General features: G+C 34.5%; 13 protein-coding genes. 5 read left to right on the forward strand and 8 right to left on the reverse strand.

What is annotated here, in order from left to right:
• The first annotated feature begins 67 nt into the window (after positions 1–67).
• Positions 68–1,102: a quinone-dependent dihydroorotate dehydrogenase gene (locus tag B0M43_RS10780; RefSeq protein WP_078008356.1), complete on the forward strand. Its 1,035-nt coding sequence runs from the start codon at positions 68–70 to the stop codon at positions 1,100–1,102.
• Here the strand turns inward: B0M43_RS10780 and B0M43_RS10785 are convergent.
• Both B0M43_RS10785 and B0M43_RS10790 read right to left on the reverse strand, forming a co-directional pair.
• The gene (locus B0M43_RS10785) at positions 1,088–1,804 is read right to left on the reverse strand and encodes a DUF3307 domain-containing protein (protein ID WP_078008355.1); all 717 of its coding nucleotides are present in this window, start codon (positions 1,802–1,804) and stop codon (positions 1,088–1,090) included. The two genes, B0M43_RS10780 and B0M43_RS10785, sit on opposite strands and share 15 nt — an antisense overlap.
• Positions 1,801–2,415 carry a SatD family protein gene (locus tag B0M43_RS10790; RefSeq protein WP_078008354.1) on the reverse strand — a complete coding sequence of 205 codons (615 nt, stop codon included), beginning with the start codon at positions 2,413–2,415 and terminating at the stop codon, positions 1,801–1,803. Before B0M43_RS10790 ends, B0M43_RS10785 begins: the two co-directional genes overlap by 4 nt.
• A 294-nt stretch (positions 2,416–2,709) precedes the next feature.
• Between B0M43_RS10790 and B0M43_RS10795 the strand changes: the two genes are divergently transcribed.
• From B0M43_RS10795 to guaB, 4 genes are all read left to right on the forward strand, one after another.
• Entirely contained in the window at positions 2,710–3,576 is an 867-nt protein-coding gene (locus B0M43_RS10795) for a hydroxymethylglutaryl-CoA lyase (protein WP_078008353.1), read from the forward strand.
• A gap of 73 nt (positions 3,577–3,649) precedes the next feature.
• The gene (locus B0M43_RS10800) at positions 3,650–4,201 is read left to right on the forward strand and encodes a hypothetical protein (protein WP_078008352.1); all 552 of its coding nucleotides are present in this window, start codon (positions 3,650–3,652) and stop codon (positions 4,199–4,201) included.
• Positions 4,198–5,598 (forward strand): DUF5723 family protein, encoded by a 1,401-nt coding sequence (locus B0M43_RS10805; protein WP_078008351.1) that lies wholly within the window; start codon positions 4,198–4,200, stop codon positions 5,596–5,598. Before B0M43_RS10800 ends, B0M43_RS10805 begins: the two co-directional genes overlap by 4 nt.
• A gap of 375 nt (positions 5,599–5,973) precedes the next feature.
• Positions 5,974–7,446 (forward strand): IMP dehydrogenase, encoded by a 1,473-nt coding sequence (gene guaB, locus B0M43_RS10810; RefSeq protein WP_065448215.1) that lies wholly within the window; start codon positions 5,974–5,976, stop codon positions 7,444–7,446.
• A 119-nt stretch (positions 7,447–7,565) separates the two neighbouring features.
• On the opposite strand, the gene B0M43_RS10815 is transcribed toward guaB, so the two are convergent.
• From B0M43_RS10815 to B0M43_RS10840, 6 genes are all read right to left on the reverse strand, one after another.
• Positions 7,566–8,711 (reverse strand): NAD(P)/FAD-dependent oxidoreductase, encoded by a 1,146-nt coding sequence (locus B0M43_RS10815; protein ID WP_078008350.1) that lies wholly within the window; start codon positions 8,709–8,711, stop codon positions 7,566–7,568.
• A gap of 107 nt (positions 8,712–8,818) precedes the next feature.
• Positions 8,819–9,409 carry a TetR/AcrR family transcriptional regulator gene (locus B0M43_RS10820; RefSeq protein ID WP_078008349.1) on the reverse strand — a complete coding sequence of 197 codons (591 nt, stop codon included), beginning with the start codon at positions 9,407–9,409 and terminating at the stop codon, positions 8,819–8,821.
• Positions 9,410–9,769: 360 nt separating this feature from the next.
• A complete protein-coding gene (locus tag B0M43_RS10825; RefSeq protein ID WP_078008348.1) occupies positions 9,770–10,651 on the reverse strand; it encodes a L,D-transpeptidase in 882 nt (293 codons plus the stop codon).
• Positions 10,652–10,737: 86 nt separating this feature from the next.
• A complete protein-coding gene (locus B0M43_RS10830; RefSeq protein WP_078008347.1) occupies positions 10,738–11,289 on the reverse strand; it encodes a DUF3137 domain-containing protein in 552 nt (183 codons plus the stop codon).
• Between the two features lies 1 nt (position 11,290).
• Entirely contained in the window at positions 11,291–12,784 is a 1,494-nt protein-coding gene (locus B0M43_RS10835) for a S41 family peptidase (protein WP_078008346.1), read from the reverse strand.
• A gap of 40 nt (positions 12,785–12,824) precedes the next feature.
• On the reverse strand, positions 12,825–13,406 hold the full coding sequence (locus B0M43_RS10840; protein ID WP_199727160.1) for an NUDIX domain-containing protein: 582 nt from the start codon (positions 13,404–13,406) through the stop codon (positions 12,825–12,827).
• Between the last annotated feature and the right edge of the window lies 1 nt (position 13,407).

A 13,407-nucleotide genomic window follows, 5' to 3' on the forward strand; every position in this document is an offset into this window, starting at 1 on the left:
TAAATCATATTCACATTCAAGTATTATAATTAAATTTGCAATCGAAAAACACACACACAACACTCTTATGTATAAATTGATAATTCGCCCGATACTTTTTTGGTTTGATCCGGAAGAAGTACATTATTTTACTTTTTCATTTGTTAAATTTATTTCAAAAATCCCAGGAGTTTCATCAATCATAAAATCAATATATGAAGTAAAAGATACTCGTTTAGAACGTGAAGTTTTCGGAATTAAATTCAAAAATCCGGTAGGTCTTGCAGCAGGATTCGACAAAGATGCCAAGCTGTACAAAGAGTTTTCTGATTTTGGATTTGGATTTATAGAAATAGGAACTGTAACACCGGTTGGTCAGGAAGGAAATCCTAAAAAACGTTTGTTTAGATTGAAAGCAGATCAGGCGATTATTAACCGAATGGGTTTTAATAACGGAGGTGTTCTAGAAGCCGTAGAACGTTTAAAAAAGAATTCAGGAGTTTTGATAGGAGGAAACATCGGAAAAAATAAAGTTACTCCAAACGAAAATGCCGTAGACGATTATATCATTTGTTTTGACGCACTGTTTGATCATGTAGACTATTTTGTTGTGAATGTGAGTTCTCCGAACACTCCAAATTTAAGAGCTTTACAAGATAAAGAACCTTTAACGGCTTTGTTACAAACGCTGCAAAACAGAAATGTAGAAAAGCAAAAAACAAGTACTCAAAAAATAAAACCAATACTTTTAAAAATTGCTCCGGATCTTACAGACGAACAATTATTAGATATTATTGATATTGTAAAAACTACTCAAATTGCAGGCGTAATTGCTACCAATACTACGATTTCAAGAGAAGGTTTGCAATCTGAAAATCAAACTGAAATGGGAGGTTTATCCGGAAAACCATTAGCGAAACGTTCTACCGAAGTAATTCGTTTTTTATCTGAAAAAAGTAATAAAGCGTTTCCAATTATCGGGGTAGGAGGAATACATTCTGCAGATGATGCCATCGAGAAACTAAACGCAGGAGCAAGTCTGGTGCAATTGTACACTGGATTTATTTACGAAGGCCCGGCTTTGGTAAAAGCGATCAATAAAAAGGTTTTAGAGCAATTGTAAAAGCAACGACTGAACAACTAATCCGGTAAGAATAGCGGCTCCAAAACTGATCAAAGTACCAATTAAAACATATTCTGTAAGTTTTCTGTCTTTGGCTTCTTTTAAATCACCAAATCTAAAAATAGACTTTGCAGCCAGTAAAAATCCAATGGCTTCAAAATGTCCGGTTAAGATAAAGCAGAATACAAATAAACGCTCTAATATGCCAATGTAGTTTCCTGCTTTGGCGAGTGAATTGTCATGCTGGCTATTTTCGCTTTCCGGATTCCAGATGGAAATAATCGTTTTAATGATAATTGAAGTTGGTTTTGTAATAAATAAAACTCCGGTAATAAGTATCCAAAACTGATTATTAAACCAGAGAAAATTAATTGTTTCGCCTTTATAAAGAACTACAACGGCAAGTAAAACTAAAATATGAGCAATTTGGTCTAAAACAAACCAGCTGCGTTTTGTTTTCTTTTTTTGGAAATTAAGTTTGATCAGATCAATAATTCCGTGAGTGACAGCAATTAAAATCGCATAAGGTAGGAATCGAATTTCCCCAACCAAAATTGCAGCAAGGATTCCGTGTAAAAAAACATGAAGATATAAGTAAATACTTTTATGTTTTTTAGCTTCTTTATCGGCTACCCATGAGTTGGGCTGCCATATAAAATCGCCTAATAAATGTGCTAAAAGTAGTTTTATAAATAAAATCATGGTGTTGTAAGTTGTTTTATCTGTATTCTAAAATAACGATCTAATTGTAATACCAAATCAAACTGAGCACGCTTTTGCCTTCTGCTTACTGCAGCCTGATTAATACCTAATTTTTGGCCTAGCTCTTCTTGCAACAACGTGGGATTTTCTATTGCGGCGGCTACAAATTCAGCTTGCTGTGCAAGCCAGTGGTCCATAAAGGTCAAAGCCAGCTGAATCATGAGATTTATCTTTTCATCAAAAACCATATCACCTGTGCGCATGGCTAAAGTTACTTTTTGTTTTTTTAAAGTTTCAAAAAGTTCTCCCGAATGTATAAAGGCGCTACCATTACTTTCGGATATTTTTTCGGCATTATGCGTTTTATCTCCAAAACCGATACTCATTCTGGCATCTAATTTTATAGCCTTTAAATGCGCTTTGATTAAAATAGCAGAAAACAATGCTTCTTCGGGATTTTTGATCTCGATCTGGAACTCGTCACCCCGGTAAACTTCCCATTGGCTTGGTGTTGCTCCAAACCGGGACAGGATTGTTTTCAAATCCTCTACCCAATGTTTAGAGGTTTGTTGTCTTGAACCGATAATATCTCCCGTAATAACGCTTGTCATAATTCAAATATAATTAAAAATAAATAAATCTTAATATTACAAATATAAGTAATAAAATTAATTATTACATTTTTATGTAATAATTACAAAAATTGCTTTTTAAAGTAATACTAAACATTATTACAATTTTAAAGAGTACTATATGATAATTTAAGCCTATGTGATTTTATTTCAAGGATTCATGTGTGACAGCTAAATGAACTTATATAACTTATATGGTAAAAAAATAACACCGACAGATTTTTTTATTTCTTTAAAAAAGAAACTAACTTAGCCTTCACTAAAGAATAAGCTTTGAATAAAGAAATCAAGATTATCGAATGTCCGCGTGATGCTATGCAAGGTATCAAAACTTTTATACCTACTAAAAACAAGGTTTCTTATATACAAGCTTTACTTCGTGTAGGCTTTGATACGATTGACTTTGGGAGTTTTGTGTCGCCAAAAGCGATTCCGCAAATGCAGGACACGGCCGAGGTTTTAGCACAACTTGATTTATCGCAAACGACAAGTAAATTGCTGGCTATAATTGCCAATACGCAAGGTGCGGCATCGGCGGCAGAACATGAACCTATTCAATACTTAGGATTTCCTTTTTCGATTTCTGAAAACTTTCAGATGCGAAATACCCATAAAACCATTGCTGAATCTTTAGTAACATTAGAAGAAATTCTTGAAATCGCCGATAAAAAAAATAAAGAAGTAGTAACCTATCTTTCAATGGGTTTTGGAAATCCGTACGGAGATCCGTGGAATGTTGAGATCGTTGGTGAATGGACAGAAAAGCTAGCCGGAATGGGTGTGAAAATTTTATCACTTTCAGATACTGTTGGAAGTTCTACGCCAGAAGTAATTACCTATCTTTTTTCGAACCTGATTCCAAAATATCCTGAAATAGAATTCGGCGCTCATTTGCATACCACTCCAACTACTTGGTTCGAAAAAATCGATGCAGCATCAAAAGCAGGCTGTACCCGTTTTGACGGCGCTATTCAGGGTTTTGGCGGATGCCCGATGGCTACAGATAAACTAACAGGAAATATGCCTACAGAAAAACTGATCTCTTATTTTACATCTAATAAAAAAAATACGGGTTTAAATTCTTTAAGTTTTGAAAGTGCTTATAACGAAGCTTCTAAATTATTTGGCAAATTTCATTAAGAAATTTAGTATATTTACTTATAGCAGATAATAAGTAATAACATTCTGTGTTATTTAGAAATATAACCTACACATGAAAGCAACATTTATAAAGAGAATCTCGAGGATATTATTTTTATCATGCTTGTTTTTATCATGCTCAAGCGATTTAGATTTTGACCAGGCCAAAGATTTAAAACTAGAACCTGTTTTTGTCACAAATCTGGCTTATTTTGATGTTCCTGCCACTCAGCTTATAAACGATGGAAGTTTAGCACTCTATCCTGATGTAACTGCATTTGGTGCTTTTAAAGATGAATATTTTACAGATCATCTGGTAAAAACAGAACTTAATTTTGAAATTGAAAATACCATAATTAGAGCGTTTAGAATTGATCTCATCCTTCTCGATGCCAGTAATCAGGTGCTTGAAACGGATTCCTATAATGTTCCGGCATTTTCAGGAACCTCAAATGTTATTAAATTTCCAACTGAAGTATTTGAAGGTCAGAGATTAGAACTTTTAAAAAGAACTGCTAAATTGGGTTTCCTTGTGACAATGGCGCCCGGACCTCCATTAGATCAAAATAGTACAGGTAATCTAAAATTCAGATCAGGCGCAACCGTTTATATGAAAGTCGAATGAGAAAAATTTATCTGATTTTAATCGTCATTTTTCAACTTTCAGGTTTTGCTCAAAACAAAGAAGTGTTGTATAATTTTACCTCTATTCCGCAGGCATCACTCGTAAATCCAGGAGCCGATGTTTCGTATAAATTTTACTTTGGTATTCCGGTTTTGTCCGGCGTTTCGGCCAATTTAGGTTCCAGTAGTTTCTCTGCCTATGATTTATTTGCCAATAACGGAGTGGATTTTAACGATAAAGTGCGGAACGTGATCAATAATTCTTCGAGTAAAGATAAAACCCATGTCAACCAGCAACTCGAATTATTTTCAGGAGGATTTAGAGTAGGAGGAAGAGATAGTCGGTCCTATATTTCATTTGGAGCCTATCAGGAATTTGATTTCTTAATGTATGTGCCTAAAGATCTTGCGATATTGGCTATAGACGGAAATCGCGACTATATTGGCAAATCATTCAATCTGGCCGATTTAAATGTAAGGGCCGAAGTGCTTTCTGTATTTCATGTAGGATTTCACAAAAAGCTAAGTGAGAAACTGGTTTTAGGAGGTCGTGCAAAATTGTATTCAAGTGGAGCAAATGCAACTTCAACTAAAAATTCCGGATTTATTTATACAGGGCAAAGTGTGGGAACACCAAATATTTACGAACAGGTAATAGCTTCACATTTAGAACTTAAAACCTCTGGTATTGCTACTTTTACAAAAGATGAGTACGAAGGAAATATTCCGGAAGATATTGCTCATAATACCTTCTTTAACGGAAGTTTGGGCTTTGGTATCGATGCCGGAATGACCTATTATTTTAAAGAGAACCTTCAGTTCACCGCAAGTGTTGTCGATCTTGGTTTTATAAATCACACTAAAGATATCGAAACATTAAGTTATAAGGGAACTTACAATTATAAAGGGGCAAACCCTAGTTTTGATCCTGCAAACAAACCCAAAGATATTTTTGATGAATTTGATAAAGCAATACCACGTGATACGCTTTATAATAAGTACACCACTTGGCGTCCGACCAAATTTTACTCATCAATTCAATATTCATTTGGCGAATCACGCTCTAATGAAGATTGTAATTGCAAAGGAAAAACAACCACAAATTATGCGAACGCTGTAGGGGGGCAATTGTTTATCATGTCAATGCCAGTCGAACCTTTTGTAGCGCTAACTGCTTTCTATAAACGAAGTATTTTTGAGAAACTAGACTTTAAAGCCACTTATACATTCGATCCTTATTCAGATAAAAACATTGGTTTAGGACTTTCAGGAACATTGGGAAAACTCAATATGTATCTTCTCGTCGATAATGTTTTGGAATATAAAGATGTCTCGAAGGCCAATAGCATTGCATTTCAGTTCGGTTTCAATTTTGTTTTCCAAAACTCTGAGGATTAATTTTTTGATCCTATAAATCAATTTAATCCTATTGTCAGTTCGAGCGTCCCGAGACTGCGGGAGAGAAACTTCGACAATATAATTGCTCTTATTACTAATCGGATTTAAAATTAAAATAAGAAGCTATTCCTGCTGTCCATTACAAGCACTCGGGCAAAATAACATTTTTTCAAGGCCTTAAAAGAGCTTCCGCTGGTCGCTTTTTAAGACCAGAAAAAAATGTTATTTTGCTCCTCGTGGCTTTCCATTTCCATCAGGGCTAAGACTCTCGTATTTGTAAGACCTTTCGTGTAAAGTTAAATTTATGAATAAGTTAGTAATCAAGTTTCCAATTTATTCACTATATTTGCACGCAATTCAACTAGAAATTGCAACATGATAGCACACAACTCCAAGATTATCGGCGAAGGTTTAACTTACGACGATGTATTATTAGTACCTAACTACTCGAATGTGCTTCCTCGCGAAGTGAGTATCAAATCAAAATTTTCACGAAATATTACACTAAACGTTCCAATAGTATCAGCTGCTATGGATACCGTTACCGAGAGTTCTATGGCAATTGCTATGGCGCAAGAAGGCGGAATAGGTGTTTTGCATAAAAACATGACAATCGAGCAACAAGCTGCGAAGGTTAGAAGAGTAAAACGTGCTGAGTCAGGAATGATTATCGATCCGGTAACTTTACCTACCAATTCGACCATTGCAGATGCAAAAAATGCCATGAAGGAATACGGAATTGGCGGAATCCCAATCGTTGACGAAAACAAAATCCTTAAAGGAATCGTTACCAACCGTGATTTACGTTTCGAAAAAAACGGAGCAAGACCAATCGCTGAGGTAATGACCAGTACCAACTTAGTTACTGTAGCCGAAGGAACTTCACTAGAACAAGCCGAAGTAGTTTTACAAGGACATAAAATCGAGAAATTACCAGTAGTAAACGCTAACTATGAATTAGTTGGTTTAATTACTTTTAGAGATATTACAAAACTGACTCAAAAACCAATCGCTAACAAAGATGTTTTTGGTCGTTTAAGAGTTGCTGCTGCTATTGGTGTTACCGGTGACGCAGTGCAAAGAGCAGAAGCTTTAGTTGCTGCCGGAGTAGACGCTATCATTATTGATACCGCTCACGGACATACTGAAGGTGTCGTAAATACATTGAAAGAAATAAAATCAAAATTCCCAAATATCGACGTAATTGTAGGGAACATTGCAACTCCGGAAGCGGCTAAATACTTAGTTGCAAATGGAGCAGACGGTGTAAAAGTAGGAATCGGACCTGGTTCTATTTGTACAACACGTATCGTTGCAGGTGTTGGTTTTCCCCAATTTTCAGCAGTTCTTGAAGTAGCTGCAGCTATCAAAGGAACTGGAGTTCCGGTTATTGCAGATGGTGGAATTCGTTATACAGGTGATATCCCGAAAGCAATCGCTGCCGGTGCCGACTGTGTAATGTTAGGATCTTTATTAGCAGGAACAAAAGAATCTCCGGGAGAAACAATTATCTTCGAAGGAAGAAAATTCAAATCGTACCGCGGAATGGGTTCTGTTGAAGCCATGCAAACGGGTTCGAAAGACCGTTATTTTCAGGATGTTGAAGACGATGTTAAAAAATTAGTTCCCGAAGGAATTGTTGGTCGCGTTCCTTACAAAGGAGAATTAAACGAAAGTATGCTTCAGTTTGTTGGAGGTCTTCGTGCGGGAATGGGATACTGTGGTTCAAAAGATATTCCTACGTTGCAGGAAACTGGACGTTTTGTTAGAATCACGTCAAGCGGAATTACAGAAAGTCATCCACATAACGTTACTATTACTAAAGAAGCTCCAAATTATTCAAGATAATTTTTAGTTTTCATTATAAAACAAAAGGCATAAGAGTTTGATTCTTATGCCTTTTTTGTTTTCTAACTTATTAGATTTAGCGCAATCTAGTCATTTCGAAGGATATATGGTAAAAAACATTAAACCCCACCGCGGCTATTCAATATTTTCTCAGTCGTAACATCAGAATGTAATAATTCCTCCATTTGATAGGTGGTGCGTTGCGCTTCGAGAGCATAACCAAACATTTTTTGCTCATAATCATCAATAGCATCCTGAAGAGATGAGAATTCTCCGTTAGTTAAATTCTCTGTTAACTGATAAGCGTCCATTAAACCCATATTTACACCTTCTCCGGCAAATGGTGGCATCAAGTGTGCCGCATCACCAACAAGTGTAATATTTGAATGTTTTTTCCAGGATTCTTCTAAGGAGAACAAACGTAATGGCAATCCCCAAAAATCTGTAGAAGCGTTAAAGAATTTTTTATAATCTTCATTCCAGTTCTCGAATTTTTTATTCAGAAAAGCAATTACGGAAGCATTGTCTTCAAAGTCAATTCCGTTATTTAAAACCCAATTTTCATCTGCTTTAAAAGAAACTCCAAAATGTATAGAACCATCGCGTAAAGTGTGGGTATAAAACATTTTTTTCTCTCCCATTGCCATTACATTTCCGTCACCGTATTTAGGTTTGAATTCAGGATAATCGCGATCCGGATTTTCAATTTCTCCCTGAATAATATAAGTTCCGGAAAGTTGAGGCTCTTTATCCGTAACAAATTTTCGGGCATTCGATCTTCCGCCATTCGCCACAATAACAAAATCAGCAGTTGTTTTAGTACCGTTTTTAAATTCTAAATGATATTGTTCGTCAATTTTTTGAATTTCCGTTAGCTGACTGTCCCAAACTACGGTATTTTCCTCTAGATTTTCCAGCATGATTTTTCTCAGATCATTTCGGTCGATTTCAGGTCTTGAATAAGCATTTTCCTCAGTAGGCATTTCTTCCGAAGTAATATTCCCGTGCATATCTGCGATTTTTTCTCCTGTTGGCCTCGCATAGCGATAAAACTCCTCCATCAAGTCTGCTTTTATGATCGCTTTTTGTCCTGAATCAGAGTGGATGTCAAGAGTGCCGCCCGAAGTTCTCGCCTGAGCATTTAGATCTCTTTCGTAAACCGTTACATCAGCACCATTAATTTGCAAAATTCTCGCTGTTGTCAATCCAACAGGTCCACCACCAATAATGGCGATTTTTTTGTTTTTTATAAGTGAAGTACTCATTTTATTTTTTATTTAATTGATATTGTATTAAGTGATTTTTTACTTTGAATTTGATATTAACATTGCAATTGACATTGATTTTTGATATTGCTATTGCAATTGGTTTATCACGGAGTCAAAGCTTTAATAACCAAATTAAAAGCTTCATTCCTAATTTTATCAGTAAATACAAAAGCTTTTCCTGACATTGATTTACCTTCTCTGTGAAGTTCTAATAGAGAATAAAGCGATCCATAAGCAATACTCCAGAAAACTTCAAATGTGATAGGAAGAAGTTCTTTATTTTCAATTGCCTTTGTGATAAATTTTGACATTTGTTCCTTAAAGTCTGTTGTGATTTCTGCCAAAATTGCGTCGCCATAAGTAGAATGTTTTAGGAGTTCAAGACAAGTAGTCTGCAAAGAAAAGTTGATAGCAAACTTAGAACGGTTGTCCCATTGTTGACGTAAACCATCAACAAAAGACATTTCAGGTGAAAATCCGACTAACATTTCTTCAAAGAAATTTTTACCAATTTCAATTCCAATTTTTCTGATAAGATCTTCTTTATCCGAATAATAAATATAAAGTGTCGCCACAGAAACTCCACATTCTTTAGCTAGTCGATTCATTCCAAAACCTTCTACACCTTGTGAAACCAGCATTTCGATGGCTTTTTGCTTGACAATTTCTTCTTTATTTGTATCTCTGGTTCTCATAATTTTAATTCATTATGGTACAAAGATATTAATAATAAATGAACGTTCGCTTATTTAACGTAAAAAAGTTTCAAAGACCCAAAGGCGACAGAGGGACAGAGGTTCAAAGGCTTGGTAGACACGCGCAGCAATGCGTCTATTGAGGTTTTAATTGAATAGCCTCCAGCTTTAGCTGGGGGATGAAAGAGGGTGAGAAAAATAGGCTTTAGCCGAATTTAATTGATGATAATAAATGTTTTAAAAAAAAACTTTGTGTCTTCGTGCCTTCGCGGCATAAAAAAAGCATAAAAAAAGCATAAAAAAACTGCTACCATAATTCGTCAAAATTACAATAGCAGCTTTCCCTTGGATAACATATTCTTATGGAGTAGCGGTTTGTTCTGCTTCTCTAACTTTTTGATTTTCTAAAATCTTTTGAATAAACGGTTTTGCCTGAGTTTCTATTTCTGCTTCAGAAATATCCAATGCTTTTGGATCTTTTACTAATGAAAGCCATGGTTTAGGTTCTCCAAAAGGATAACTTCCAAAAACAATTACCGGCGTTCCTTTTACTTTTACGTTTTCCTTATCTTTTAGGATCCATTCATCGGCAAATTTGTAAAGGAATTTAGCATCAGTTTCTTGTAATCGTAAACAAGAGTGCGATGCCGGATAACCAGGTAATTCATATTCGTGAAAACCAACGCCTAATTTATTTTCTATATTAAAGTTCCATTTCAAATCCCATTCGTCATTAAACGTACTGGTTGTTTTTTCAGCTTTCCAATTGGTAAAAAATAATCCTGTTGGAGTAGGATCTTTTTTTCTCCCCATATTAGTTGGACCTGTATATACTAATTCGCCATTCTCGTAAGCTGCAAATGCCTGAGCCGGATAAGAGAAAATGATTACTTTCGAAACTTCTTCTAAAGCTGCAACATGTAAAGGAAACGGAAGATAATACACAAGATCACCTGTGAAATCTGCAGGAATCACAACTGAATCCATTTTTGCAAAATTGGCTTTATCAGTTCTGTTTAAGGCATATGCGATATGAAGTTTTGTACTGTCAGAACCATTTGTTTTTAACCATTCTTTCGTTTTTTCGAAATGATAAGAAGTGGTTTTTGGTTTTGTATGCTCAATTGTTTTTTTAGGTTTTGCTTTTTCCTTAGTTTCAGTTGATTCGCTTTTTTTGCATGAACCTAATAAAACTAATACTAATACAAGTAGGATATTGGATGTGTAATATAACTTTTTCATAAACTGGTTTTTATTTATGTAAAGTTATTTTAATCATCGCGAAAATGGCTTACACAATTTTTTGAATTGTTTGCTTGATTTTCATTTTAGTTTATTAATTCCAATGAAGACATTTCATCTAATAAGGCTTTAAAGAGTTCAAGTAGTGAATTTAAGGTTTCAAGATTATCTATTTCCCCATCTATATAATAAGATAATTCGAATTCATTTTCAGGAAGCTTTTGTTCCCATATTCCTTTCTGATCACAAATCTGGATATTTACTTCCTTCTGCATCGCAATTATATTTCTAAGCTCTTTATTTCGAAGTAATGTCTTTGTTTTAAGTTTATTGTTACTTTTAATTGTAAAAGCTTTGTCAAAATCAGGGTAACCAATTTCTATATCTTGCGCTCCAAATAGTCTTTCAATTTTTCGAACAAAGCCTTCGTTGTAAATTTCAAGTTTAAAATTATCCCTTAAAGTAATAGGAGCAATAATTCGCGTCATTTGAGTACTATATTTTCCAGACCAAAGCCTATGATTATCAAAAACAATTTTCCAGTTTTTGTATTCAATTTCAGTTGAATCTGATTGCCAGGAATAACCTTCTTTAAAAGTGCCTTTGGTTTGTTTTGCAAATTCTCGCCATGTATTCATTTTACTTTTTCTCAATTAATTTCAAAACATATTCCATCTGAGCATCTCTATTCTCTATAAAATCATCCAAAGTTTGACTCACTTTATAATCAGGAATTACACCTCGTCCAAAAATCTGATTGGACTTTTTGGGAACATCCTGTTCTAAATTTACGATAGAAAATTGTGTTTTTATTTTTGTGTTAGGTAATTCGTATTCGATAGGAGTATGGCCATTATGACCGTAATAACCACCCATGGTTTCTTCGCCAATAACGATAGCACTTGTTTTTCCGGCAACTAATGATGCAAAAAGAGAGCCGGCCGAAGCTATTCTCGGGCTTATCAGCAAATAAATCTGACCTTTGAAAGTATTTTTATCCGGCTGTAATACGAGATTAAATTTTGGATCCTGGGGATATATTTTGCCTTTCAGGATTGGATATTCTTCCTTTAACTCAGCTTCAAAATCATTCTTTTCTTCTAGCTTTTTTTCAGTCTCAGTTTCTTCGTAAACAAAATAGGGAAGAAACGGAATTTTCTGAAAATTAATATAAGCGTTTTTATTTTCGCGATATGTTTTTTGTGTTAAGTATGAAAAAGTTACCAAATCGTTAGGATCTGAACCTCCGCCATTATTTCGTACATCTACAATTAAATTTTTTATTTCAGGATCCACAGCAAGCATTTGAAAACAGCTGTCGAGATATTTTTTATAAATTAAATGTTCTTTGGCCTGAGCGTTTCCTCCAATTGCAAAAGAATGTACCGCCAGTAAGGCGGTATTTTGCGAAATAATCTTAAACGAATATTTGTTTTTAATTTTGTTGTAGAACAAGCTGTCAGAAGGAAAAGAATGACGCTTTTTAAAATTTTCTTTTCTTTCGTCATTAGAAATACCGGCAATAGTTTTAGAAAGTTTTTCAGTTTGTTTTGGAAGGGAATATTCAACTAAAAACGTTTCTTTTGGCCCATATTCCAATTCAAAATATCTTGAAAAAGAACCATTTATTCCAATCGATTTTCCCGATATATTAAAGCCGTCTGTGGTGTAATATTTATAAAAAGAGCGTATTATTTTATTTATTTCAATTCCGTTAATACTATGAATTTGTGAGCCTAACGGAATTTCATCATTTTTAAAATTGATGATTGTTTTGTTCGCGATCAATTTTATCGGAAAAGGGAAAAAAACTTTTTCTGATGTATATCTGTTTTTAAATACATCAGGAAGAGTTGTATTATTATGTACACTGCCTTCGAAGTCAGTTATTTGTAGAATAATTTTGTGAAAATCCAGTAATTGCAGCGGACTTTTTAATTGTAAAAATGCCCAATTGTAAATACTGTCAATTTGCTTTTTAGTCCGATACTTGTAAATGCCTGAATTTGCTTTTTCTCTGATTTCTCTAAAAGTAGTAAGATCTTGTTTGAGTTTTTCTGAAGTGAACTTATCATTTTGAGAGCATACTATAAGTGGAAAAATCAGAAAAAAAGCTATTTTAAATTTGAGCATCAGATTGGTTTTGTTTAGAACTTAAAAATACTCAAAAAAATTAAATCAAATTTTTAATTTTAGCATGTTGTAATAACATAATTGTTTTAGCATCAGTAATCTCACCGGATTCGATCATGTTGTAAGCTTCTTCAAAAGTATATTCCAGTACTTCAATGTTTTCTTGTTCGGCATCTAGTCCGCCACCATCATTTACTTTCATGGTTTCATCATATTCTCCAACAAAAAGATATAAAATCTCTGTAACAGAACCTGGTGACATATAAGTTTCAATAACTTTCTGAACTTTATTTAAACGATATCCAGTTTCTTCTTCGGTTTCACGAATTACAGCTTGTTCAGCATTATCCTGATCAAGAAGTCCGGCACAAACCTCGATCATCATTCCGGTTTTATTTCCGTTAAGATAAGTAGGCAAACGAAACTGACGGGTTAAGATCACTGTTTTTTTAGATGAATTGTACAATAAAATAGCGGCTCCGTTTCCGCGATCATACACTTCACGAATATGTGATTCTACTTTACCGTCTTTCTTTTGGTAATCAAAAGTTACTTTGTTTAGTATGTACCAATTGTCTGATAGTAACTTAGTTTCGGTAACTTTAATTTCTGGATTTTTCATA

It is taken from the genome of Flavobacterium sp. KBS0721 (assembly GCF_002007065.3).
GTDB lineage: Bacteria > Bacteroidota > Bacteroidia > Flavobacteriales > Flavobacteriaceae > Flavobacterium > Flavobacterium piscis.